This window comes from Promicromonospora sp. NPDC050262 (genome assembly GCF_040655935.1).
Taxonomy (GTDB): domain Bacteria; phylum Actinomycetota; class Actinomycetes; order Actinomycetales; family Cellulomonadaceae; genus Promicromonospora.
This window is the reverse complement of record NZ_JBFAKX010000002.1, coordinates 261,044-285,876: the sequence shown is the minus strand read 5'-3', so window position 1 is coordinate 285,876 and position 24,833 is coordinate 261,044. Positions and strand designations below refer to the sequence as shown.

Sequence of the window (24,833 nt, the reverse complement as noted above, 5' to 3'; positions counted from 1 at the left end):
GTACCGACGGCGCCGGGCGGCGCGCCAGGAAACGGCGCGGTCAGGGATCACCGGCCAAGCAGGACCGGTAGGTTTCCGTGGCCAGGGCCGGTCGAACCGAACGTCAGAGGCCGAGGTCCACCACCGCGGCCGCCACCCACGCGACCAGCACCACCAGCGCGAGCACGACGTCCCCCCGGCCGATCGGGACGGGACGCCACACGGTACGGGAGCGCTCACCCAGGCCCCGGGTCTCCAGCGCCAGCGCGATGCGTTCGGCCGACCGGATCGAGGTGACCAGCAGCGCGAAGGCGGCCCGCCCGGCGTCGGACAGGCCGAATCGGGGACGCCCGCGCCGCAGGGGCGCACGCACCGCCTGCGCCGCCCGGACCGTGGCCCATCGCGCGGGCATCGCCGCGAGCATGCGGTGGCCCGCCAGCACCGGGTAGGCGTACCGGGGGCTGAGCCGGGCGTGCTGCACCAGGCTCACGATCAGGTCGCGTGGCGGCGTGGAGGCCAGGAACCCGATCGTGAGCACGCCGATGACGAGGCCGCGCAGCGCGAGGGCGACACCGACCGTCAGCCCCTCGGCGCTGACGGGCGATCCCGGCACGATCGGGGTGCCCGGCCGGCTGAGGCCGTTGACGGCGACCAGCCCCACGCCGAACACGACGAACGGCACCTGGCCCAGCACGAGGGTGCGCGGCGGGACGCGGCCTGCGACCCCGACCGCGGCGACCGCGAGCGCGTAGAGGCCCAGCAGCGGGCGCGGGTCGAGGAAGCCGAGGGTGGCGAGCGAGGCGGCCAGCAGGATCGCCGCCTTGACCGTCGGGTTGCGACGGCCCAGGTAGGGGGTGGCGGCCGTCATGCGGCCACGCCCAGCGCCAGAGCGGCGGCGTCCATGGCTCGCAGCACCTCGACCAGCTCCCGGCCGTCGCGCACCTCGTGCGCCAGCCGGCGGAGCAGGGCGGGTGGGCGCAGTCCCGCGCGCGCGAGCAGTGCCTCGTCGCGGAGCAGGTCGAGCGGAGCCGTGTCGGCCAGCAGGGTGCCGTCCGCGAGCACGAGGACGCGGTCGGCGTAGCCCGCGACGGCGCGCAGGTCGTGGCTGGAGAACAGGACGCCGCGGCCGTCCGCCGCGGCATTACGCAGCGCCCGGAGCACACCCACCGAGGCGTGCCGGTCCAGGCCGAAGCCGGGTTCGTCGGCGAGCAGGAACGGGTGCTCGTGCACGAGCATCGCGGCAAGGCTGAGGCGGCGCTTCTGCCCGCCGGAGAGCCGGTAGGGGTTGTGGTCGGCGAGCCGGGTGAGCCCGAAGCGCGCCAGGGCCCGCTCGACCCGGGGCGCGGCGTCCGACGGCAGGCCGTGCGCCACCTCCTGGCGCACGGTCGTGGCGGTGAGCTGGTGCTCCGGGTTCTGGAACACGAGCCCGGCCCGGGGGCCGTGCACGCTGCCGGCGGCGGGCCGGTCGAGGCCCGCGAGGCAGGTCAGCAGCGTGGACTTGCCGCTGCCGTTGGCCCCGACCAGCGCCGTCGTGGTCCCGGGGTGGAGCTCCAGGTCGACTCCGCGCAGCACCTCGCGGCGCCGGGCCCGGGGACCGCGCACCACGGACAGGCCGCGGGCGCGCAGGGTCGGGCCGTCGTGCGGGGCAGGGCGGGACGCGACGTCGGACGCAGGCCGGGCACCCGGCGCGACGGCGGCCCCGCCGAGCTCCCGCAGCAGCCGGGCCGCCAGCGACTCGCCCGCGAGGTGCGCTTCTACCCAGCCATCGCGCCCGGAATCAGGCTGTTCTCGGGCGTGATCGCTGGGTAGAAGCGCACCTCGCGGGCGCCCCAGGAGCGCCTCCAGCTCCAGGTCGAGCGGGAGCCAGCAGCCCTCGCCGACCAGGTCCCGGAGCATCGGCACGGTGAGGTCGCCGACGGCGACGTCGTGCCGGACGCGCCCGTCGGCGCCGAGCACGATCCAGCGCTCCGGGAGGGCCTCCGCCCCGGCGTCGCCCGCCAGCTCGTCGAGCCGGTGCTCCACGAGCACCCAGGCGGCGCCGGTCGTGCGCCGGACGACGTCGAGCGCGCGCCGCACGGCGTCGATCCCGGCGGCGTCGAGCATGGAGGTCGGCTCGTCGAGCAGCAGCAGGGTCGGCGAGGGCGCGATCGCCGCGGCGAGCGCCACGCGCTGCAGCTCCCCGCCCGACAGCTCCGCCGTGGCCCGCCCGGCCAGGGCCGCCGCCCCGGCCCGTTCGAGCGCCGTGCGCACGAGCGGGCCGATCGCGGCAGGGTCGACGGCGAGGTTCTCCAGCGGGAACGCGACCTCGTCGAGCACGTCGGGGAGGCAGACGCCGGACTCCGGGTCCTGGGCCACGACGCCCACGACGTCGGCGAGCGCCGCGATCCCGGTACCGGCCACGGACCTGCCGGCGACGCTCACCGCGCCGTCCACCTGCGCGTGGACGGCGTGCGGGACCGCGCCGTGCAGCAGCCGGAGCAGCGTCGACTTGCCGGACCCCGACGGGCCGAGCACGAGCACGCTCTGCCCTGCGTCGATGCGCAGGTCGACCGGTCCCACCCCGTCGCCGGTGCCATACACCGCCTCCAGGCCGGTGGCCTCGACGACGACGGCGTCAGCGCTCACGGCGCACCACGGGCCCGCGGAGCGCGGCGTCCGCCCGGCCGATGGCGAACTCGTCGAGCACGCCGGTGCCGTACAGGCGGTCGACGATCACCTTGGCGAGCAGGCCGCCCAGCACGAGACCGGAGACGAGCTGCATCCCCAGGCGCAGCGCCAGGATGTCCTGTCCGTACCAGCCGAACCGGAACGCGGACCACACGAAGACCAGGCCCGCGCCCAGCAGGCCCGACGCCGCGTACACCCCCCATCCGAACCGGCGGTAGCGGGTCAGCGCGAACGGGAGCTCGCTGCCGGCGCCCTGGATCGCCGCGGCCACCAGCAGGAGCGGCCCGACCGGGGAACCCAGGAACACCACCTCGACGACGGACGCGATCACCTCGGCGATGATGCCCACGAACGGCTTGCGGATGATCGCGACCGCGATCGGCGCCACCAGGAGCCAGCCGCCCAGCAGCACGTGCTGGGCCAGGTCGCCGGCCGGTCCCATCGCCACGGCGAGCCCGTTCCACGCCTGCACGAGCGCCCAGTACAGGAATCCGAACACCACGCCGAGCATCACCATGAGCACGATGTCACGCAGCGGCAGCCGCGCCCGGCGGCGCGTCGTCGGCTCACTCATCGGTGCCGGCCGCGGTGTGGCTCGGGCTGTTCACCGAGAGGGTGAGGTGGCTGGTGACGTGCTGCACCGTGCGTCCCGCGAGGACCCAGCCGGCGAAGGCACTGGCGAGCACCCGTCCGGCGTCGCCCTCCAGGCGGGTGACGAAGTGCTGCGAGCCGCGGAACGTCCCGTTGTCCTTGGCCAGCTCGATCGCGGCGTAGATGTCGCGCATGTGGTCCGGCGTCACGTCCGCGCGGACGTCGTCGGCCAGCGGGTACAGCGCCCACTCGGCCGAGACGAACCGGCCGGTGTCGCGCCCCTGGGGCACCTCGGTGACCCGCGGGCCGGCACCGCCGGGCAGCTCGCACACCACCTCGCCCGGGCAGCCCCGGGACAGGTGCACGGTGATCGTCGCGTGCCTGCCCGACGCCGCGATCCCGGCCGTCAGGTCGGTCACGTACCGCAGCAGGTCGGCCTCGGCGCCGCCCACGTAGGTGCTCACGTCGCCGGTCTCGACGACCAGCCCTGTGGTGTCGGCCTGCCGCAGCGCGCCCAGGATCACGTCGACGTAGTCGTCCGACATCACCGCGGCGGTGATCCGCGCGCCGACGCCGAAGCGCATCGGGTCGCCGCGCAGCTCTGCGGTCTCGTCGGTCACGGTGGCGTGGTCCGCCATGAGGTCCTCCCCTGTCCGTCGGATGTCCGTCGGGCACAGGAGGACGGGACCGGTACGGCCACGTCCTGAGGTCGCTTCCTGCGCCGGCATGATCCGGATCAGGTTCAACGGTCGGAGTTCGATTACTCCCTCTCAGCCCGGCATACCGGACTCCCGTGCTCGGCGCTCACCGTAACAGCACCCGTCACACCACCTGGACATTCCGGCTGAGCACCTGGACGCTTCGGCTGTTTTGCCCGTTTATCACCCCTGTTCGTGCTAGGTTCCCGGACGCCTGGTTGAGCTCGCTCGATGACGAACGGAGCACCCGCCATGACCTTCGAATCAAGTCGCCGTGACTTCCTGCGCCTGACGGGCGCCGCCGGCGCGGGCCTCGCGCTCGGCGGGGTCCCCTTCGCCGCGCACGCCACGCCCGTGCGCCCGGAGTCCGACCCGGCAGTGCCTCCGTCGGCGGCCACGACGCTGTGGTACCCGGAGCCGGCCGCCGAGGACCGGATCATCGAGGAGGGCCTGCCGATCGGCAACGGCCGGCTCGGGGGCCTGGTCACCGGCGGCCCCGGCGACGACGCGCTCTACCTGACCGACGGCTCGTTCTGGACCGGCGGACGCAACGACGTCCTGCTGGACGACGGGCAGCTGCCGTACGGTCGTGACGACTTCGGCAGCTTCGGGCTCCTCGCGAAGGTGCGCGTCGCGGTCCCCGCGCACAGCGGTAACGCGGTCGGCGACTACCGGCGCGAGCTCGACCTCGCCAACGGGGTCGTGTCCGCCACCTATCGCCACGGCGGCCGGCGCTTCCGTCGTGAGGCCTACGCCAGCCATCCCGACGACGTCGTGGTGATCCGGCTGACCGGCGGACCCCTGACCGGCACCATCGCGCTGGACGGTACCCACGGGGAGACGACGTCCGCCGACGGGCGGCACCTGTCCTTCGCGGGGGCGCTCGGCAACGGGCTGCGCCACGCGGCGGCGGTGACTGCCGTGAGCACCACCGGACGGGTGGCTGCCGACGGCGGCGTGCTGTCGTTCGAGGACTGCACGGACCTGCTGATCGTGGTGTGCGCGGGCACCGACTACGTGCCGGACGCCGCCCGCGACTTCCGCGACCCGTCGGCCGACCCGCTCGCGCTGGCCGTCGAGAAGGTCACCGCCGGCGCCCGCGTGGCCGGGCACCGGCTGCGGGCCACGCACGTCGCCGACTACCGGCGTCTGTACGGGCGCATGTCGATCGACCTGGGCGACTCCACCACGGCCCAGCGGGAGCTGGACTCGTGGTCCCGGCTGACCGCCCGGCACGCCGACCCCGACGTACCCGACCCGGAGCTCGAGGCCGCGTACGTGCAGTACGGGCGCTACCTGACCATCACCGGCTCGCGCGACCGGCTGCCCATGAACCTGCAGGGCGTGTGGGTCCACAACAACACACCGGACTGGTACGCGGACTACCACACCGACATCAACATCCAGATGAACTACTGGCTCGCCGATCCCGCCGGGCTCGGCGAGTGCGCGGTCCCTCTCGCCGACTACTGCGTCGCACAGCTCCCGGTCTGGACCGACGTGACCGGCCGGCTCTACAACGACCCGCGCAACCGGTTCCGGAACTCCAGCGGCGAGATCGCGGGCTGGGCCATCGCCTTCTCCACGAACATCTACGGCGGCAGCGGCTGGGCGTGGCACCCGGCCGGCAACGCCTGGCTGTGCAGCACGCTGTGGCGCCACTACGAGTACAGCCAGGACCAGGCCTACCTCGAGAAGATCTACCCGGTGCTGCGGGGTGCGGCCGAGTTCTGGCGGGCACGGCTGGTCACCGTCACCGTGACGGACCCGAGCGGCGCCCCGCGCGAGGTGCTCGTCGACGACACGGCCTGGTCGCCCGAGCACGGCCCCGACGCTCGCGGCACCACCTACGGCCAGGAGCTGGCCTGGGACCTGTTCCAGCAGGTGCAGGTCGCAGCGCGCCGCCTGGGGCGGGACGCCGCCCTCGCCGCCGAGCTCGCGGACCTCCAGGCCCGGCTCCACCTGCCCGAGGTCAGCCCGGAGACAGGCTGGCTCCAGGAGTGGATGAGCCCCGCGAACCTGGGCGAGGTCACCCACCGGCACCTCTCGCCGCTGGTCGGTTTCTACCCGGGCGACCGGATCGCCACGGACACGAGCCCGGCCGAGCTGATCGACGGCGTCCGGAACCTGCTCACGGCCCGGGGCACGGACAACTACGGCTGGGCGTGCGCCTGGCGGTCGCTGTGCTGGTCCCGGCTCAAGGACGCCGACAAGGCGTACCAACTCTACCTGACGGTGCTGCGCCCGTCGGTGGACAACGGCAACGGCACGGCCCCGAACTTCTTCGACATGTACAGCCAGGGCAGCTACACGATCTTCCAGATCGACGCCAACCTCGGGGGCGCGGCCGCCGCCCTGGAGATGGTCCTCTACTCCCGCCCCGGCGTCATCGAGCTGCTGCCCGCGCTGCCCGCGGCCTGGGCGGACCGCGGCAGCGTCACCGGCGTCGGCGCCCGCGGCGGGTTCGAGGTCGACGTCGTCTGGCGTCGGGGACAGGTCACGCAGGCGACGATCCGCAGCGTCGGCGGGACCGAGACGGAGGTGCGCGCCGGGACCTGGCGGCGGCACGTCAGGCTGCGCCACGGACAGTCGATCACGGTCCGGCCCTGACGGCGGGCCCGTAGGCTCGGGACGATCCACCGCTGTTCCGCCGTCCCCGAGGAGCTGTCCGATGCGCCCCGTCCTGCATGCCGCAGCCGTCCTGTTCGACAACGACGGCGTGCTGGTGGACTCCAAGGCCGCGGGCGAGGCGGCCTGGCGCACGTGGGCGGTTCGTCACCGGCTCGACCCTCGTGCGGTGCTGGCCGACGTGCACGGGCGCAGGTCTCGGGAAACCGTGGCCCGGTTCCTGCCCGACGACGAGGTCGATCCTGCGACGGCCGAGATCGATGCCCTGGAGCTCGAGACCGCTGACCGGACCGTGGCGATCAAGGGCGCGACCGAGTTCGTCGCCTCCGTCCCGGGACACCTGCGTGCGGTCGTCACGTCGGCGTCCCGGGACCTGGCGGTCGCCCGTCTGTCCGCGGCCGGCATCCCGTTGCCTGACGTGCTCGTGGCGGCCGAGGACGTCGCAGCGGGCAAACCCGCGCCCGACCCCTATCTTCGTGCGGCACGGCTGCTCGGGATGTCCCCCGCGGAGTGTGTCGTGCTCGAGGACAGCGCCAACGGCATCCGCTCGGCGCGGGCGGCGGGCGTCGGTGCCGTTCTCGGCATCGGCGACCCGACCGTCGAGCTGGGAGCCGACGTCGTCGTCCCCGATCTCACCGCGGTGCGCTGGACCCGCGACGGAATCGTCCCCGCCGAGGGTCACGAGGTCGAACCGGTCCGCCGCCCTGGCCGGTAGGACGCGAACCGCGGCAGCCGCTCCAGGTACAGCTCCGCGAGCCGCCTGCGGTTGCGGGGATCGCGCGACGCCGCGCTCGTCGGGACCACCTGGTCACCCTCCAGGTAGGAGCCGGAGGGGACGTCGGCGGCCGCCGCGAAGAGCACGTGCTCCGCGCCCACGGTCGGCGGTCCCCCGATCGGCCCCGCCATGGCCGTACTGAGCGGCGTGTCGTTCAGGCCCGGGCACAGCGCGACGACCGTGACCGGCTCGGAGCCGAACTCCTTGGCCAGGAGCGAGGACCAGGTCACCAAAGCCAGCTTCGCCCGCGAGTACGCGGTGACCGGGGTGTACCCGGCCACCAGGTCGGGGTCGGCGAGGTCGAGATCGGCGACACGGTGGGCCGACGACCCGACGTTGACGATGCGCGCGCCCTCGGCGAGGGAGGGGGCCAGCAGACGGGTGAACAGGGCGGGTGCGAGGGCGTTGACCTGCAGCGTCCGCTCGAACCCGTCCGCCGTGACCAGCCGCTCGGGAGCGCCGGGCACACCGGCGTCGTTGATCAGCAGGTCCACGGTCGACACCGCCTCGCGGACGGCGCGGGCGGCCTCGGCCACGGCCGTGAGGCTCGTGAAATCGACCGACAGGTACCGGACGTGCGCACTGCCGGACGCGCGGATCCCCGCCAGCACCCCGGCGACCTCGTCCTCCGGCTCCGGCCCCTGCACGATCAGCTCGTCGGCCCGGCCGGCGAGCCGCCGCGCCGTCGCCTCACCGATCCCGCTCGTGGCGCCCGTGAGGACGACCGTGCCCCAGTGCGCCTCCCGCGCCCTCATGAGGCGTTCCTCGTCCCCAGCACCCGGCCGAGCCAGTCGGTCCGTGTCCGCCGCGCTGCCGCCGAGACCCGCGCCCCGGGCACGAGCGCGTCGAAGCCGTGGAAGCCGCCGGCCCACACGTGCAGCTCCGCGTGGCCTCCGGCCGCCCAGATGCGGCTCGCGTAGCTGACGTCCTCGTCCCGGAACACCTCGGCCGAGCCGACGTCGACGTAGGTGGGCGGCAGGCCGGACAGGTCGTCGGCGCGGGCCGGCGACACGTACTGCGACACCTCGGTCGCGGGCCCTTCGCCCAGCACGGCCTGCCAGCCGAACGCGTTCATGGCCCGGCTCCACGTGGCGGGGCCGTCGGCGAACTGGTGGCTCGAGCCGGTGTCGTTGCGATGGTCGAGCATGGGGCAGACCAGCACCTGCGCGGCGACGGCGGGCGTCCCGCGATCCCGCGCGAGCAGGGCGAGCCCGGCGGCGAGGCCGCCTCCCGCGCTGGTCCCCGCCACGACGAGCCGGGCCGGGTCCACACCCAGGTCGGCGGCATGCTCGGCGACCCAGGTCAGCCCCCGGTAGCAGTCCTCCACCAGGGTCGTGCCGGTCGCCTCCGGCGCCAGCCGGTAGTCCACGGTCACCACCACGACACCGAGCTGGTCGAGCCACTCCAGCGGGATGTCGATGTTCGAGAACCGGTCCCCCATCACCATCCCGCCGCCGTGCACCCAGAAGACGCAGGGCACGGGGGTCGAGCGGTCCAGGCCCGGTGGGCTCAGGACGGTGAGCGGGACCGGCGTCCCGTCCGGCGCGGTGACGCCGACGTCGCGCCGGCCGACGGTCCGCCCGGCGGTGAGCAGGCTCTCGATGCTCTCCGCCGTGGGCGCGGCGAGGTCGCGCACCTGCGGCAGCGTGCCGGTGGTCAGGGTCGCGGCGGGCAGGAGGTCGAGCAGCGGACGCAGCTCGGGATCGATCTCGGGGCGGGTGGTCGTCATGGCATGTTCCTCTCGGTAAGGGTTCGGATCGTCGGCGGGCTCGACCGCTTCGGCGGGGCGTGCGGCTCAGAGTTCGGCCTTGCCGCCGACGGGCACCTGGTCGGTGTACTCGGACTCCCCCGCCAGCAGCTGCTGCAGCTCGGCGACGAGGGCCTGCGCCTCGGCGCTCGCGAAGAACGCGGCGTGGGCCCCCTCGGAGGTCCAGCCCTCGGTGACGTGCACGACGTCGGCGTTGCCCGCCGAGCGGCTGATCAGAAAGACGGGGCAGTCGTCGCGGGACAGCGACGGGGCGTGCAGCAGCATCTCGACCAGGGCGTCGCCCTTGCCGGGCTGCGCGGTCATGGTGGCCTGGAATCCGTGGCGGACGGTCATGCGGGTCTCCTTCGGTGGGGGCTCCTGGGAGCCCGTGTGCTGTGTGTCCATCACACCGTGCAGGCCCTCCCCGCCGACAGACCGATCGTCCCGGCCACTTGCACGATCCTCTCGTCGTCGCGAGCATCGTGAATGTGCCATGATCGGGGCATGAACGGTGTGGACCTCGAGGAGCTACGCGCTCTGCTCGCCCGGCACGCACGGCGAGACAGCAGCGCGACGGCGCTCGACGACGTCCTGGTCTCGGCGGTCCACAGCACCGCTCCGCCCGCGCCGTCCATGTCGGGTGTGGTCATGGCACTGATCGCCCAGGGCTCGAAGCGGATAGCGCTCGGCGACCGCGTGCACGAGTACGGTCCCGGGCAGTACCTGGTGGCGTCCGTCGACCTGCCGGTGACCGGGCTCTTCACGAGGGCTCGCCCCGACGAGCCGGCACTCGGCTTCGGGCTCGTCCTGCGACCGGCGCTGATCGCGGAGATCCTGCTGCAGGCCGCACCCGGCGACCTCCCTCCCACCAGCGCCGCGGCCCCGCCCGGCATGGTGGTCAGTGATGCCCCCGCGCCCCTCGTCGACGCCGTGGTGCGACTGCTGCGGCTCCTCGAGAACCCACGCGACGCCGCGGTCCTGGCACCGCTCGTCAAGCGCGAGATCCTCTGGCGGCTCATCACCGGGGAGCAGGGCGCCACCGTGCGCCAGCTCGGCCTTGCCGACAGCGGGCTCGCCCACGTCGCCCGGGCCGTCCGGTGGATCCGCGAGCACTACGCGCAGCCCTTCCGCGTCCAGGACGTGGCGGCGCTGTCGGGCATGAGCGTCTCGGCGTTCTACCGGAACTTCCAGGCCGTCACGGCGATGAGCCCCATCCAGTTCCAGAAGCAGATCCGGCTCCAGGAGGCGCGACTGCTGCTCGCCACGCGCCCCGGCGACGTGACGGGCGTGGGGCTGCGGGTCGGCTACGACAGCCCGTCACAGTTCAGCCGTGAGTACCGGCGCCAGTTCGGCCTGCCGCCCAGCCAGGACGCCGTCCTGCTGCGCGACACGTCGGCCGACCGCACTCCAGCCCTCGTGTAGGCGCCTGCCCTCGGCTGCGTCCGCGCAAACCACGGATCCTCCGTGCGCGCCACACCCAGGATCTTCCGAGGTGGCGCTACCGTACGGGTGCCTGCCTGGCAGACGTCGACGCCGACCTGAGACGGAGTTCCTGTGGCACGAGGTACCGGCATCCCCCGCCGCACCGGCGCACTGCTCGCCGCGACGGGGGTCGCGGCGGCTCTCCTGGCCGGGTGCGGGACCTCCCCCACCACCGGCGCGGCGGCCGACCTGTCCCCGGACGCGGTCACCGCGGCCCTCGAGGAGGGCGGCGACCTGCTGGTCTGGGCCTGGGAGCCCACGCTGGACCAGGTCGTCGAGAGCTTCGAGGCCGAGTACCCGAACGTGAACGTCGAGCTGGCGAACGTCGGTACCGGCAACGACCACTACGTGGTGCTGCAGAACGCGATCAGCGCGGGCTCGGGGGTGCCCGACGTCGCGCAGGTCGAGTACTACGCCCTGCCGCAGTTCTCCATCGCCGGATCGCTCGCGGACCTCGCGCCGCTGGGCGCGAGCGGGCTCGACGGCACCTACTCCCCCGGGACCTGGGGATCGGTGACCGACGGCGACGCGGTGTACGGCCTGCCGATGGACTCCGGCCCGATGGCCCTGTTCTACAACGCGAAGACGTTCGAGAAGGCCGGCGTCGAGGTACCGGCGACGTGGGACGAGTTCGTCGACGCCGCACGGAAGATCCGTGCGCACGACAGCGACACCCACCTCATCGCGGACGACGGCAACGCCGGGTTCGCGACGTCGATGATCTGGCAGGCGGGCGGGACGCCGTACACCGTCGACGGGACCACGGTGACCGTCGACCTGGCCGACGAGGGCTCGGCCCGGTTCGCCGGCATGTGGCAGCAGCTCCTGGACGACGACCTCGTGGCGAAGGTCCCGGAGTGGTCGGACGAGTGGTTCCAGCGGCTCGGCGACGGGACGATCGCCGCGCTGGTGACGGGCGCCTGGATGCCCGCGAACCTGGAGTCCGGCGCGCCCGGGGCCTCGGGCGACTGGCGCGTGGCGCCCATGCCGCAGTGGACGGCGGGCGCCACCGAGACGGCCGAGAACGGCGGCTCCGCGCTGTCGATCACCGAGGCCAGCACCCAGAAGGCGCTGGCCTACGGGTTCCTCCGGTACGCGAACGCCGGCGACGGCGTGCAGGTTCGGCTCGACCACGGGAACTTCCCGGCCACGACGGCGGACCTCACCAGCCCCGAGTTCCTCGCCAAGCAGCCGGAGTACTTCGGCGGGCAGAAGATCAACGAGGTGCTCTCGGCTTCCGCCACCGGTGTGGTCCCCGGCTGGCAGTACCTGCCGTACCAGGTCTACGCGAACAGCGTGTTCCCCGACACCGTCGGCCAGGCCTACACCGGCTCGACGCCGCTGGCGGACGGCCTCGGCGCCTGGCAGGACTCGATCGTCAAGTACGGCAACGAGCAGGGCTTCACCGTCTCCGGCTCGTGAGCAAGACAGCACCGGAGCCCCACGCCGAGCACCGAGACCGACGTCGCGGCCGCCGACCAGGAACCGGGGACTTCTACCGGATCTCCACGTCGAGGAAGAGACCGGTGATCTTGCCCCCGGTCGCTTCGATCACGGCGCCGAAGAACGCGCCGCCCTCGGGTGACGCCGTGGCCGCCGAGGCCTCGTCATAGCCGTCGAAGAACAAGTCGAGCGTGCGGAAGGCCGGGGTCGGCGTGCCGTCCTCCTTGGGCCATACCCGGCTCGACTCCAGGCCTCGCAACCCGGGCAGGGCGCGCGCCTTGTCGAGCACGTCCGGCAGGACGGCCTCGAAGGCGTCGGGAGAGTCGAGGTTGTCGATGATGATCTCAACCTTGGTAGCCATGATGCTTCCTTCCTCAGGGTGAGTAACCCAATGTAGACTGACTAGTCACTCTACTACCCGCTCCGGCGTGTTGGGAAGTGGGACCGTGCCGAGTACGGGAAGTCGACGACTCAGCCACCTCGCCGAGCCGGTGATCGTGCCGGGCACGCACGAGACGATCCTCACCCACCCGCACGACGTAGCCAGGGCGCTGCGGAATGCCACCGGCGGCTGACCCGCCCGCGCGACGTCGCGTCCCCCGGGCTCTCGATGTTGAGCACAGCAGCTGCTGCCAGGATCGGCCGGGCGCGGCAGCAACTGCTGTGCTCGAGGTCGTGACCAAGGCAACGCCGCGGACGGCAGCAGTGCTAGCCGAGCACCAGGTCGCGGAGGGCGGCGTCGGAGGCCGCCTGGGCGTTCCGGTCGTACGTGGAGCTGAACGCCATGATCTCAACCGCCCCGGTCGCCTCCACCACCCGGTCGAGCTGGCTCCGCACCGTGCCTGGCGACCCGACCGCGCCCTGCGCGAGGTGCGCCTCGACGCGGTCGCGCAGCTGGCTGGTCCACGGCTGGGCACGGATCGCCTCGACCGCCTCCAGCGGGCCGAACTCGCCCGTCTGCCGGGACCGGGCCATCGCCCACGCCTCCGGCAGGGCCAGCTCACGCGCCTCGGCGTCCGAGTCCGCGACGAGGACGTCGAGCGAGACGGTCACCGACGGCTCCGGCGCGCGGGACGAGGGGCGGAACTCCTTGCGGTACGTCGCGAGCGCGTCGGGCAGCGACGGGCTGCTGAGCACCGGCCCGCCGATGACCACGGGCAGCCCCAGGGCGGCGGCGACGGCGAGGCCCCGCCCGGTGGCGAGCACGAAGACCGGGATGGTGCGCGCGGCGGCGGGCCTGGCGGTGATGGCCGCGGCACCGTCGAGATGGTCGCGCAGTTCCTCGATGTCCTCGATGAAGGTGTCGGGGGCGTCCGCCCCGTGCCGGAGCGCCCGGCGTACCGGCACGGTGAAGCCGAGGGTGCGCCCCACCCCGAGGTCCACCCGGTCCGGGTAGAGGGCGTCGAGCATGAGGAACTGCTCGGCCACGACCAACGGCTGGTGATGCGGCAGCATCACCCCGCCCGACCCGATCCGGATGGTGCTGGTGCGCGCGCCGAGGGCACCGAGCAGCACGGGCGGCGACGCCGAGGCGATCCCCGGCACGGCGTGGTGCTCGGCGACCCAGAAGCGGTGGTAGCCGAGTCGCTCGGCCACCACCGCCCGCTCGATCGTGTGGCCCAGTGCGGCGGCGTCGGGGTATCCGGCTCGGGTGCGGGAACGGTCCAGGAGGGAGAGCCTCACACGAGCCCTCAACCGCGACGGGACCCGGGCGCTTCCCGCCCCGGCTACGGCTGCGGAGGTGTGGGCCGCGTCGCCGTCACCGGCAGCTCGCCCCGCAGCATGCGACCCCCGTCGTTCGTCAGGCGCAGGTAGTAGTCCGAGGAACAGGCCGTCCCGTCCTCGTCGAGCGCCCAGATGCCCGAGCCCGCCGGCACGTCTCCCGCCGTCGCGGCGGTCTTGGCGATCTGGTTGCCCTCGTTGTACTCGTCGAACATCGAGATGTACGCGCTGGCCACCCCCGCCCGGGCGTGGTTCCAGAACTGCCGCCACATGAAGTCGCCGTGCGCGCGCTGGCGCTCCTGCAGGTCTCCGGGGAGCACGCAGGGCTGGTAGTCGATGCCCAGGCGGGTGCACTCGGCGAGGTCGGGAACGGTCGCCCGCGCGTAGAAGTCGTCCGCGCCGGCGACGTTGCCGATCCGCCCGACGAGCCACGGCGAGATCATGTCGAACGAGCGGTAGACGTCCGCGAAGCCGTCCCGCGAGTCGTCGCCCTCGGTGCGCCACCAGGTCGGCACACCGCCCATGACGTAGCAGCCCTGCGCCTGGAACCAGTCGACGACCTCCTGGCACTCCTGCGGCGTGAACGGCCGCTGGGGGTCGTCGAACCCGAAGCCCCAGATGCCCACGACCGGCTTGCCGTTCTGTCGCGCGTAGGCGGAGGAGGCCGTGTGGGCCGACATCTTGCCCGCCCAGTCCTGCGTGATCTGCGAGCGCATCTGCTGCCAGTCGCTCACGTCGTACATGACGTAGTACTTCACCCCGGTCCGCTCGGCGGCTGACCGGACCCGCCCGGCGACGGCGTCGCGCGTCGGTCCCTCGGCGCCGAAGGGGTTGAACCGCTGCAGCGCCGCCGTGTGGATCCCGTTCTCGGCCATCCAGCGCAGGTGGACGTCGACGGTCTGCTGGTCGTAGGAGGAGAAGAGCCGCGCCGGGCGGCCGTCGTTCAGCGCGGGGAACGCCGTGGCGTACGTGGCCGCGTACTCGCGGACGTCCGGCCACGACTTGATCGCGGAGTTGCCGGTCGACGGCGGCTGGTCGGCCTGGCGGGCCCAGTGCCACCACAGGTCGATCGGGGCGCCGTCGCCCCGGCAGGCGAACCAGCCCTGGTAGCCGGCGGTGATCTTGCCGACGACGTCGCCGGGCGGGCTCACGGCGGCGGCCGGCACGACGGCCGCCGAGGCCGCGGTGGGCGTCGCCGCGGCGGCCGAGGCGCCGGGTGCGGCGGCCGCCGTCGCCGCGACCGCCGCGGAGAGGCTGAGGAAGGAGCGTCGGGAGATGGTCATGTGGTATCCGTTCGTCGAGGTGGCGGGGCACGACGTCGTCGTCGCGCCCCTGGTACGTCGATCACGTGCGGTGCGGCGGAGCGGTGGGTGACCTCCCTTCGGCCGGGAGCCGGTCGACGTCGAAGCGCAGGGAGTACGAGACGGACTCCCCCGGCGCGAGCACGGGCAGGGTGCCCGCCTCGCGCGCGGCCGCGCGACCCTGGATCGCGGGGGCGTTGGCCGGTTCGAGCCCGAGGACGTTCTGCCCGGGGGCGAACATCTTCCACTGGTAGAGCACGGGCAGCGTGGCGGTCGGGAACGTCAGGGTCAGGCGCAGGCCGAGCGCCGGGTTGGACACCACGGCCCGCCCCGTGCCGGGCGCCAGGTCGTGCCGGTGCACGCGCTGGCGGTAGCCCGGCTCGGGCGCCGAGACCTCGCGCCACGGGTCGCCCACCGCGTCCGGGCCGTCGGGCTCGACCCGCTCCGAGGAGACGTCGAGCACGGCGGCCTCGGACACCAGCGGCCACCCCAGGTTGGCGTGGTAGAGCACCAGGTGCGGCTCCGGACGCCATCCCTCGTTCGTCACGGTGTCCTCGACCGTCACCCACGTCGACCCCAGGCCGGCCCTGATCCGGCGGCGGAGCACCAGGTGCTCCTCGTGCAGGGCGGCCTGGCGCACGACGCCCTCCACGACCAGCTCGTCGCCCACGACCGCGGCCCGCTCCAGGCTCGCCGGGAGCGAGGTGAGGCGGCCGTGCTGCGGGAACCGCCGCCCGCCGTCGACCACCGGCGAGCCCACGTGGTCGAGGCCGCAGGTGACGAGCAGCCCCCCGCCGAACGACGTCCCGAAGTCGTCGGCGCGGTAGAGGCCGGGGGCGGAGAACCCGGCGGGCGCGAGCCACGCGAGCGGCACCCCGTGCACCGTCAGCGCGCCGAGGTCGAGCGCCCGGTCGGGCAGGACGTCGAGCTCGAGCCCGCCGCCGGTCACGAGGCGCAGGCGGCGGGCGCCCCGGGCCGGGCCGTCCGCCTCGACGACCTGCTCGACCCGGGCCACCTGCGCCAGCGACCCCACGCGCCGCCCGACCTCGTCCCGCGTCAGTCCTGCGATGCGCACAGGTCCGGGTTCCTCCCGTGGTGCTGACACAGCTCGACCCCTCTCTCTCGGTACGGCGGGCCCGCCCTTCGGACCCACCTCACGTGGTACTCCCCCGCGCGTCCTGCCCCGGCCCCGCCCGCACCGGCTCCGCCGTCAGCCGCAGGCCGCCGCGTCGTACGGCAGCGCGACGACACCGGCCGAACCGTCACCGCCCGTCACCGCCATCGCGACCTCGCCGGCCGCGACCGACCGGGACCGCGTCGGCAGCGCCAGGCGGGCGTCCGCACCGGGTTCGAGCGCCTCGACCTGGCGCTGCCCGAACGGCGACGACAGCCGGACCGCGAGCGCCTCCGGCCCCGCGTTGCGCAGCCGCACCACGACCTGGGCCTTGTGGCCCGTGCACCTGGTCGCGGCCTGGGCCTCGACCCACGTCTCGGGTGCCGGCTCGAACGTCGCCACCAGCCGGGTGTCGGCCGCGAGCGCGAACGTGTACCGGTCCTCGGACGAGACCGTGCCGCCGTCGGCGTCCTTCCAGCCCGCGAACCTGGAGCCGGGCGCGGGATCGGCGACGGCGGTGACCGTGCCGCCGGTCTCGTACCGGCCGGGCTCGGCCTCGTTGCCCTCGACGCGGGCGGTGCCGTCGCCGTCCGCGGTCACGGCGAGGGCCGACGTCGGCATGTTGATCGCCATCGGGTTGACGATCGTCACGTCGCCGCGGCTGGTCGTGCCGTTGTAGCGCATGAGGTTGACGACCGTGACGGCGCTGGACCCGTCGGCGTCGACCGTGTGCCCGCCGGGACCGAGGTTGTCGGTCCCGAGGTTGAAGGCCGTCACGGTCGCGCCGTCGCTCGCCACGATCCCGTCGTGGGAGCCGTAGGCGAAGGTGTTGCGGACCTGGAGGTCCTGCGCGCCGACGGCGTGCACGAGCACCTCGCGCTCGCGGCTGATCCCGTCGATGACCTGGGCGAAGAGGTTGGTCTCCTCGACCTGGCCGGGCAGGCCGTAGGCGTTGCGGGTGGCGACGTTGCCGTTGGACAGCACGCCGTCGACGACGCCGTCCGGCGCCGCGCCCACGCGGACGCCCTGGTCGAGAAAGATGCCGAGCACCCGCCGCACCAGGAACCCGTCGGCGCGGTCGGTGAGGTCGACCGCGTTCCACGCGTTGTCGAGGCCCACGTTCTCGACGTAGACGCCCGGGGCGTCGCCGCGCACGGCGAACGGGTAGGGCACGGCGCCCTCGGGCGACGCCGGGTTGTTCTCCGGGTGCAGCACCCGCAGGCCCCGCACCCCCGCGTCCCGGCCGGCGAGGGTCACGACGGCGGGTGCGGCGGCGGCCGCCGCGACCGACGCGTCGTCGGTGCCCTCCTGGCGGCCCTCGTACGCCACGAGCACGGTGCCCGAGGACTCCACGAGCGAGGTGCGGTTCGGCACGGCGGACGAGCCGCGCAGCTCGACCCCCGCCGGGACGGTGAGGTGCCCGCGCACGGTGTACCAGCCGGCCGGCAGGTACACCACGCCTCCCCCGGCCTGCCCGGCGTCGTCGAGCGCGGCCTGGATGCCGTCGGTCGCGTCGACGTCGGAGAACTGCTTCGGGGTGCGGGGTACGTCGTACGGCGCGGCCGTGACGTCCCAGAGCCGGTCCGCGGGCCTGGGGGCCGTGCGGGCCGGTCCGGGCTGCGGCACCTCGTCCGGGCCGTCGAGGGTGTGCACGGTCCCTTCGAGGGCGCCGCTGACCGCGGTGTCCGTCAGCTTGACGTAGCCCGCCGAGGTGTTGCGCACGGCGGCCACGGAGCCCTCCAGGGTGCTGGAGGCGAAGGCGGACCCCCAGCGCTGGTCGGAGTTCTCGGCCAGCACGGCGATGTCGGTGTCGACGATCTCGGCGTCGACGAACACGCCGGTGAACGAGGCGCGCGGCCCCTTGACCAGCTTGATGCCCACCGCGTAGTCGGCGGCGTGCAGGCCCACGAACTGGTCCCACTCGAGGTCGGCGAGCACGAGGCCCGTCCCGTGGGCACGGGTCCACGCGTCGAGCACCGCCCGGTCGGGCGCGCCGTAGGCCGCGCCCGCCGAGGCCCAGTAGCCGTTGTCGAGACGCACGTCCTCCCAGACGCCGACGTCGGCCCCGTTGTACCCGGCGGCGCCCTCGTACAGCACCGTCCCGGAGACGTTGCGCACGTTCGCGAGCTCGTGCCCCTGGGCGCCCGGCCCCTCGCCGCGGTCGTTGCGCATGGTCGAGATGCCGATGCCTCGGTAGGAGTTGAGGAACGTCAGGTCCTGCACGGTGCCGAGCATGTAGTTCTCGTTGCCGATCCACGCGAGCCCGGGCACCTCGACGGTCCACCCGTAGGGCACGGGGTCGGCGGCGTCCTGGTCCGGGTAGTACGTCGTCAGGCCGACGACGCCGGCCGAACCGCCCACGCGCAGCAGCGGCGGACCGTCGTCGCCCGACGGCAGGTGCGCCTCCAGCACGGTGCCGAGCCCGGCGGGCGCCCCCGGGGCGCCGACCGGCTGCTCGTCCAGGTCGCGGTGGTCGCCGCGCAGCGTGCAGTAGGCGTACACCTCCAGGGTGTCGCTCACGCGGTAGGTGCCGGCGGGCAGCCACACCGTGCCGCCCCCGGCGTCCCGGCAGGTCGCCAGGGCCTCCTGGATCGCGGCGGTGGAGTCCTCCGTGCCCGTGGGGTCGGCGCCGAGCTCGGTGGCGTCGAGGTCGGCCACCACGACGTCGTCCGTGGGGAACACCGTCCGGACGGCCCGCGGCTCCAGGCGCACCGGGCGCACGTCACGGACCTCCAGCGCGGTCAGCCCGTAGGCGCCGCGCTGCGTGGCGAGCTCGTCCAGGGCGAGGCGCACGTGGCGCGCCGCCGTCTCCTCGAAGCGGGTGCGGACCGGGGTGGCGCCCAGCGACCCGGCGGTCGCGACGGTACGGAACGTGCTGCCGTCGTCCGACACCTGGACGCGGTAGACGTGCGCGTAGTCCGCGGTCCAGTCCACCACGACCTCGTCCAGCGTGGTCGGCTCGCCCAGGTCGACCTGGACCCAGGCCGTGGCCCGGTCCCGCCCGGACACCCACGCGGAACCGGTGCCGTCGGTCACCGCGCCGGGCGTGCCGCCGCTCGTGGAGCTCGCGGTCGCGGCGGCGCCGCGGGCGAGGTCCGTGGTGCGCTCGGCGCCGAGGAAGGCCTCCAGGGCGTCCTGCAGCGCGTCCGTCGCGGCGTCGATCTCGTCCCCGGACGCGCCGGGGTCGTCCAGCACGGCCTGCGCCGCGTCGATCGCGGCGCGCAGCACGGCCCTCGACCCGGCGGGGAACTGGCCGTCGCGCCCGCCCTCGCGCGCGGCGAAGTGCGCCACGTCCGCCTGCCGGACGAGCTGGCGGAGTCCGACGGCGGGGTCCACCGTGCGCGGCACGACCGTCACCGCGAGCGAGTCGATCCGCACGTCCTGCGCGGAGCCCTCGACGGAGAGCCGGAAGTCCGACCCGTTGGAGCGGTTGGTCAGGACGGCGTCCTCCAGGAGCCACGCGCGCGAGCCCCAGGTCCCGTCGTCGGCCAGCTCGAGCCGGGCCGACGGGCGGAACATGTCCGGGATCGTGTCGCCCGGCGAGTCGTACTGGAGGAACATCGACCCGCCGCCCTGCCGCACCGTGGCGTCGACCAGCACGCGGTCGCGCACGTCGCGCGCGTACGCGTCCGAGACGTTGGCGTAGACGAAGTTCGTGCCCTGGGCGCGGGCCGTCTGCCAGTACCCGCGGCCGTCGGCGGTGCCGGTCACGAGGCCGGCGGTGTCGTCCCCCGCCCGGACGGCGATGCCGCGCTCGGCCACCGCCGGCCCGAGGTCCACGCTCGTGCCCTGCGCCACGACGCGCACGGCCGCGACGGTCAGCTCGCCGTCGGCGCCCGCGAGCTCGACCTCGGCGCCCGCGCCCGCCGGCCCCGGCGACAGGGTCCCGGCGGGCAGCACCACGACGGTAGTGGTCCAGCCGTCGCCGTCGGCGTCCGCCTCCGGTGCGCCGGACGGCGTCTGCTCGCCGCCGGCCGTCGCGACCACGGCCTCGCCGGCCCGGTGGTCCACGACGAGATAGCCCGGCGTGCCGTCGAGCCGGCCCACGTACTCGTCGGCGAGGTCCAGCGCGAGGCGCCCCGCGCCCGCCGCCCCGTCGGTGCGCCAGTACGCGCGCCCGGCGTGCTCGCCCGTCACCTGGCCGCCCGTCGTAGGCGCCGTGGCGACGGCGATCCCGTGGGTCAGCGGGGTCGCCGACAGGTCGGCGCCGACCCCCACCGGGTAGCGGTCGACGTCGACCACGGGCCCGGCGGCGGCCGGGGCCACGAGCCCCGCCGTCGTCAGCGCCACGGTCGCGGCCGTGGCCAGCACCCGGGCTCTTCCTGCGTTCATGTTCATCCTCAACACCTTTGTTCGGACTGACGTGACTGGGACGTGCGGGTCGTGGTGCGGCCGGTCAGACGGTCATGCCCTCGGCGACCGCCGTGACGTCGGGGTCGAGCGCGTCGCCCGTGCGCCACGAGTGCACGGGCACGAAGCCGAAGAGCTCGCGGACCGCCGTCGTGTCGATGACGGTCGCGGTGCCCTCCAGCGGGCGCACCACGGCGGTCTCCGGGTGGAAGCGGGCGAGCAGCTGAGCCGTCGGCACGTCGCTGGTCGTGTCCGGCGCCGCCACGTTGACCACGTGGTAGCCGTCAACGCCGGACTCCAGCACGGCGCGCACGACGCCCGCGGCATCCCGCGTGTCGAGCCAGGTCCACAGCTCCTGACGCATCGCCCCCGGGTCGCGGCGGGCGAGCTCGACCATCTCCCGCAGCCGGTCCCCCGTGCCCACGAACGGGATGCGCAGCAGAGTGGTCGGCATGCCGTACCGGCGCGCGGCGTACGCGCCGACCTGCTCCGAGGCCAGCTTGGACAGCGCGTAGGCGTCCACCGCGACCGGCTCCTGCGCCTCGTCGACCGGCACGTACGCGGGCGACAGGTGACGCCCCGCCCACGGGTAGCCGTACGCGGAGAAGGACGACGCCGCCACGGCGACGCGCACGCCCGCCCGGCCCGCGCCGTCGAGCACGCAGAAGGTGCCCTGCGCGTTCTGCGTGAACGTCTGGTCGTCGGGCACCTGGCCCGGTGACGCGATCGCCGCCAGGTGCACGACGCCGTCGACCACCGCGGGCCCGGCCCCCGCCCGCAACGCCGAACCCACGAACTCCGGGTCCCGGGTGTCCCCGACCAGCACGGCCTGCGCGGACGGCGCGTCGAACGGGATGCGGTCGGTCGCCACGACGCGGTAGCCGGCCGCGGCGAGCGCCGGGACGACGACCCGGCCGATGCCGCCGGCGGCGCCGGTCACCAGCACGGCGTCGCCGGGGCGGAGCGCACCGGCGCGGCCGGCCGGGGGCAGGGTGTGGTTCATGACGTGGTGGGTTCCGATCTGTCGTGCGGCCGTGGCCGGTGGGTGGTGGATCATCCCTTGACCGCGCCGGCGAGCCCGTTGACGAAGTACCGCTGGGTGGCCAGGAACAGGATGATCACGGGGATCACCACGATCAGGGCGCCGGCCATGAGCTGGTTGTACTGGACGACGTTGGACGACTGGAGCTGCTGCAGCGCGATGGGCAGCGTGAACGTCGCCGGGTCGTTGAGCGAGACCCGGGACAGCAGGTACTCGTTCCACGTCGGGATGGCGGTGAGCAGCGCGACCGTGATGAGGGCGGGCCGGGCGAGCGGGAGGTAGATCCGGGTGAAGATCCGCAGCTCGCCCGCGCCGTCGACCCGCGCGGCGTCGCGCAGCTCGTCCGGCAGGGACCGGAACGAGTTGGTGAGCAGCAGGATCGACAGCGGCGCGGTGCCGTTGACGAACGGGAGGATCAGGCCCAGGTGCGTGCCGAGGATCCCCATCTGGTTCTCGAGCAGCACGATCGGCAGGAGGGTGACCACGCCGGGCACGAACAGCAGCACGAGGAACAGCCGGAAGAACGCCTGCCGGCCCGGGAACCGCAGCACCGCGAACGCGTACGAGGCGGCGGAGTACACGACGACCACGCCGAGCGTCGTCAGCCCGGTGACCTTGAGGCTGTTGAGGAAGTAGTCGAAGAAGTGCAGCTGCGCCCAGGTGTCCACGAGCGTGCTGAGCGTGGGGTCGTGCGGTATGAGGTGCCCGCCCTGGATCACCTCCTGCTGCGTCTTGAACGCCGCCGAGACCATCCAGAGGAACGGGTACAGGCTCACGACGGCATAGCCCGCGAGCAGCACCGCCACGACGGAGCGGGCCACGACCACCTTCGCGGGGGTACGACGGCGACGCGGCGTCCGCGGGACGGCCGGCGCGTCCGGGATCGTACGGTCGGTGACGGTCGTCATGGCTTCTCCCGGGTGACGCGCTGGTTGACGATCGCGACGGCGAGCGCGGCGAAGAACAGGAGCCAGCCCAGCGCGCTGGCGAGGCCGAGCGTGGGCGCGAGCTCCTGCTGGAAGGCCAGGTCGTAGGTCTCCAGGCCGAGCACGTTGGTGCGGCCCGCCGGACCGCCGTTGGTCATGATCAGGAAGATCTGGAAGCCCTGGAGGGCCTCGCGCACGTTCAGCAGCGTGATCACCGCGGTGGTCCCGGCCAGGAGCGGCCGCACCACCGCCAGGTTGGTGCGCCACCAGCCGGCACCGTCGAGCTGCGCGGCCTCCAGGAGCGAGGGGTCGATGGACTGCAGCCCCGTCAGGTACAGCAGCATCGCCACGGGCACGCCCGACCAGACCATGATGACGACGAGGGTCGGCATCGCGGTGGCGGGGTTGCCGAGCCAGCCCTGCGGCTGTTCGAGGCTGCCCAGCCCGACCGTGCGCAGCAGCAGGTTGACGGCGCCGTTCGGCTCCAGCACGTACTGCCAGGCCATGTACACCGCGATGCCCGCCGTCACGTAGGGCACGAAGTACACGGAGCGCAGCACGCCCGCGAACCGCCGCGCCTGGTTGAGCACCACCGCGAGCGGGAAGGACACCAGGACGGTCAGCAGGGGCACGGCGACCATCACGCCGAGCGTGTTCAGGGCGGCCCGGTGGACGACCGGCGCGTACACCGGGCTCGCCCACAGCAGGTCGGCGTAGTTCTTCAGGCCGACCCACTCCCAGGTGGGGGTGAGCCCGTTCCAGCGGACGAACGAGAGCTGGGCGCTGAAGAAGAGCGTGTAGACGCCCATGACGAGGAAGAGCAGGAGCGCGGGGGCGATGAAGACGTAGCCCCACGCCACCTCCTGGCCGCGGTGGTGCACCGGGTGCCGGCGGCGGCCCCGCCGGCCGCCGCCGCCGTCCCCGGTGGGGACGACGGCGGCGAGCGCGGTCGACGTCGTCACTTCGACTGGGACCAGAAGGTGTCGACGAGCGTCGCGACGTCCTTGCCCACGGTCGCGACGTCCTTCGTCTCGAGCGGGGTCAGCTCCATCACGGCGTCGCCGATCTGCGCCGCGTCGTACGCCGCGGGGCGGTACGAGGTGTCGCCGGGGTTGTACGCGTTCTCGCCCTCACCGAAGGCGCCGATCATGGCGCCCAGCACCGGGCCGACGGTCGAGGACGGGTCGTCGCCCAGGTCGACCGGCGGCACGTCGAGCGCGTCCTGCGCGAAGGTGGCGGCCACGTCGGTCTCCGAGAGGTACTCGATCCACTGCAGGGCGCCGTCCTTGTTGTCCGTCGAGGCCGAGACCGAGAGCCCGGTCAGGCCGAAGGGCGCGAGCTCGAGGTCGTCGATCGCGCCGTCCTCCGGCGCCGGCACGGGGAAGGTCACGATGTTCTCGGGGTCCATCCCGTTCTGGTCGAGGAACGCGAGGGTGAACGTGCCGCCGATGTCGAAGGACGACTTGCCCTGGGCGAAGGCGATGTCGGCGTCGTCGATCGTGAGGGACTGCGTGCCCGGCATCCAGTAGGGCTGGACCTGGCTGTAGGCCTCCAGCACCTGGGTGCCGTTGTCCGACGCGAAGTTCTTCGCGGGGTCCTGCCCGAACAGTGCGCCGAAGTCCTCCTTGCCGAGCTGACCGTAGGCCATGGGCTGCATGAGCCACTCCAGCCCCGTCGTGGAGGACTGGAAGCCGATGCTCACGCCGCCGTCGTCAGGCCGGGCGGTCTGGACGGCGTCGAGCGCGGCGACGAACTCCTCCCAGGTGGTCGGGGCCTCGGTGATCCCGGCCTCCTCCAGCCGCTCCTTGTTCGCGTAGACGATGCCGAACGTGCCGATGGTCAGCGGCACGGAGAACCGCTGCCCCTTCTCGATCCCGGCGGTCTTGGACCCCTCCGCGAGCGACTGCTCGTAGTACGCGTCGGTGACGGTGCCGTCGTTCGCCACGGCGGGCAGGAACCGCGAGGTCCACTCGTCGTCCACGTCGTCGGAGAGGTCCTCGAGCAGGCCCGCGCCGCCGAACGTGAAGTCGTCGCCGTGGGTGTGCACCTCCAGCACGTCGGGCAGGTCGCCGGTCTGCGCCGCGGCCTGCACCTTGGTGATGAAGGCGTCGTCCGGCGTGTAGGCCTGGACGTCGACGGCGATGCCCGTCTTCTCCTCGAAGGACTTCGCGGCGTTCTGCAGCGGCTCGACGTGCGACTGCTTGAAGGTCCACATGGTCAGGGTGTCGGGGTCGCTCTCCTGCGAGCCCCCGGCAGCACCGCCGACCGGCCCGCTGCACGCGGCGAGCGCGCCGACGAGCAGGACGGAGGTGGCGGCGGTGGTCAGGCGTGCAGAGGACGGACGACGTCGGTGTCGTATCACGGGCTG

At 73.7% G+C, this 24,833-nt stretch carries 20 protein-coding genes and 1 riboswitch; of the genes, 4 read left to right on the top strand and 16 right to left on the bottom strand.

The genetic code is table 11. The annotated features are described in order from the left end of the window. Positions 1-103 precede the first annotated feature (103 nt). The 4 genes from AB0I29_RS04700 to AB0I29_RS04685 are packed head-to-tail and all read right to left on the bottom strand — an operon-like array spanning position 104 to position 3,875. Positions 104-847: an energy-coupling factor transporter transmembrane component T gene (locus AB0I29_RS04700; protein ID WP_357478610.1), complete on the bottom strand. Its 744-nt coding sequence runs from the start codon at positions 845-847 to the stop codon at positions 104-106. Continuing rightward, complete coding sequence (locus tag AB0I29_RS04695) at positions 844-2,604, bottom strand: ABC transporter ATP-binding protein (protein ID WP_357478607.1); 1,761 nt, start codon at positions 2,602-2,604, stop codon at positions 844-846. Before AB0I29_RS04695 ends, AB0I29_RS04700 begins: the two co-directional genes overlap by 4 nt. Then, complete coding sequence (locus tag AB0I29_RS04690; RefSeq protein WP_357478604.1) at positions 2,594-3,220, bottom strand: ECF transporter S component; 627 nt, start codon at positions 3,218-3,220, stop codon at positions 2,594-2,596. Before AB0I29_RS04690 ends, AB0I29_RS04695 begins: the two co-directional genes overlap by 11 nt. Beyond that, on the bottom strand, positions 3,213-3,875 hold the full coding sequence (locus tag AB0I29_RS04685; protein WP_357478601.1) for a YkoF family thiamine/hydroxymethylpyrimidine-binding protein: 663 nt from the start codon (positions 3,873-3,875) through the stop codon (positions 3,213-3,215). Before AB0I29_RS04685 ends, AB0I29_RS04690 begins: the two co-directional genes overlap by 8 nt. Before the next feature lie 58 nt (positions 3,876-3,933). Beyond that, positions 3,934-4,042, bottom strand: a riboswitch (TPP riboswitch). Between the two features lie 145 nt (positions 4,043-4,187). On the opposite strand from AB0I29_RS04685, the gene AB0I29_RS04680 reads away from it, so the two are divergent. After that, the gene (locus tag AB0I29_RS04680) at positions 4,188-6,545 is read left to right on the top strand and encodes a glycoside hydrolase family 95 protein (RefSeq protein WP_357478598.1); all 2,358 of its coding nucleotides are present in this window, start codon (positions 4,188-4,190) and stop codon (positions 6,543-6,545) included. A gap of 61 nt (positions 6,546-6,606) precedes the next feature. Continuing rightward, on the top strand, positions 6,607-7,278 hold the full coding sequence (locus AB0I29_RS04675; protein WP_285102142.1) for an HAD-IA family hydrolase: 672 nt from the start codon (positions 6,607-6,609) through the stop codon (positions 7,276-7,278). On the opposite strand, the gene AB0I29_RS04670 is transcribed toward AB0I29_RS04675, so the two are convergent. From AB0I29_RS04670 to AB0I29_RS04660, 3 genes are all read right to left on the bottom strand, one after another. Beyond that, a complete protein-coding gene (locus AB0I29_RS04670) occupies positions 7,242-8,093 on the bottom strand; it encodes an SDR family NAD(P)-dependent oxidoreductase (RefSeq protein WP_357478595.1) in 852 nt (283 codons plus the stop codon). The genes AB0I29_RS04675 and AB0I29_RS04670 overlap by 37 nt on opposite strands. Further along, positions 8,090-9,067, bottom strand: a complete 978-nt coding sequence (locus tag AB0I29_RS04665; protein ID WP_357478592.1) for an alpha/beta hydrolase — start codon at positions 9,065-9,067, stop codon at positions 8,090-8,092. Before AB0I29_RS04665 ends, AB0I29_RS04670 begins: the two co-directional genes overlap by 4 nt. Positions 9,068-9,133: 66 nt before the next feature. Then, entirely contained in the window at positions 9,134-9,439 is a 306-nt protein-coding gene (locus tag AB0I29_RS04660; RefSeq protein WP_357478589.1) for an antibiotic biosynthesis monooxygenase, read from the bottom strand. Between the two features lie 150 nt (positions 9,440-9,589). On the opposite strand from AB0I29_RS04660, the gene AB0I29_RS04655 reads away from it, so the two are divergent. After that, positions 9,590-10,507 (top strand): AraC family transcriptional regulator, encoded by a 918-nt coding sequence (locus tag AB0I29_RS04655; protein WP_357478586.1) that lies wholly within the window; start codon positions 9,590-9,592, stop codon positions 10,505-10,507. 132 nt (positions 10,508-10,639) lie between these two features. Next, a complete protein-coding gene (locus AB0I29_RS04650; protein ID WP_357478583.1) occupies positions 10,640-11,989 on the top strand; it encodes an extracellular solute-binding protein in 1,350 nt (449 codons plus the stop codon). Between the two features lie 73 nt (positions 11,990-12,062). Here the strand turns inward: AB0I29_RS04650 and AB0I29_RS04645 are convergent, their stop codons facing one another. The 9 genes from AB0I29_RS04645 to AB0I29_RS04605 form a co-directional block, all read right to left on the bottom strand. Then, positions 12,063-12,371: an EthD family reductase gene (locus tag AB0I29_RS04645; RefSeq protein ID WP_357478580.1), complete on the bottom strand. Its 309-nt coding sequence runs from the start codon at positions 12,369-12,371 to the stop codon at positions 12,063-12,065. A gap of 347 nt (positions 12,372-12,718) precedes the next feature. After that, a complete protein-coding gene (locus AB0I29_RS04640; protein ID WP_285102149.1) occupies positions 12,719-13,693 on the bottom strand; it encodes an MsnO8 family LLM class oxidoreductase in 975 nt (324 codons plus the stop codon). Positions 13,694-13,737: 44 nt separating this feature from the next. Further along, positions 13,738-15,015 (bottom strand): glycoside hydrolase family 71/99-like protein, encoded by a 1,278-nt coding sequence (locus AB0I29_RS04635; RefSeq protein ID WP_357478575.1) that lies wholly within the window; start codon positions 15,013-15,015, stop codon positions 13,738-13,740. Between the two features lie 61 nt (positions 15,016-15,076). Next, positions 15,077-16,108, bottom strand: a complete 1,032-nt coding sequence (locus AB0I29_RS04630; protein ID WP_357478572.1) for an aldose 1-epimerase family protein — start codon at positions 16,106-16,108, stop codon at positions 15,077-15,079. 135 nt (positions 16,109-16,243) lie between these two features. Further along, a complete protein-coding gene (locus AB0I29_RS04625) occupies positions 16,244-20,479 on the bottom strand; it encodes a glycosyl hydrolase family 28-related protein (protein WP_357478569.1) in 4,236 nt (1,411 codons plus the stop codon). A 64-nt stretch (positions 20,480-20,543) separates the two neighbouring features. Next, positions 20,544-21,500: an NAD(P)-dependent oxidoreductase gene (locus AB0I29_RS04620; RefSeq protein WP_357478566.1), complete on the bottom strand. Its 957-nt coding sequence runs from the start codon at positions 21,498-21,500 to the stop codon at positions 20,544-20,546. A 50-nt stretch (positions 21,501-21,550) separates the two neighbouring features. Then, on the bottom strand, positions 21,551-22,447 hold the full coding sequence (locus tag AB0I29_RS04615) for a carbohydrate ABC transporter permease (protein WP_357478563.1): 897 nt from the start codon (positions 22,445-22,447) through the stop codon (positions 21,551-21,553). Continuing rightward, positions 22,444-23,427 carry a sugar ABC transporter permease gene (locus AB0I29_RS04610; protein ID WP_285102155.1) on the bottom strand — a complete coding sequence of 328 codons (984 nt, stop codon included), beginning with the start codon at positions 23,425-23,427 and terminating at the stop codon, positions 22,444-22,446. Before AB0I29_RS04610 ends, AB0I29_RS04615 begins: the two co-directional genes overlap by 4 nt. Then, on the bottom strand, positions 23,424-24,827 hold the full coding sequence (locus tag AB0I29_RS04605) for an extracellular solute-binding protein (protein ID WP_285102156.1): 1,404 nt from the start codon (positions 24,825-24,827) through the stop codon (positions 23,424-23,426). Before AB0I29_RS04605 ends, AB0I29_RS04610 begins: the two co-directional genes overlap by 4 nt. Positions 24,828-24,833: the final 6 nt, after the last annotated feature.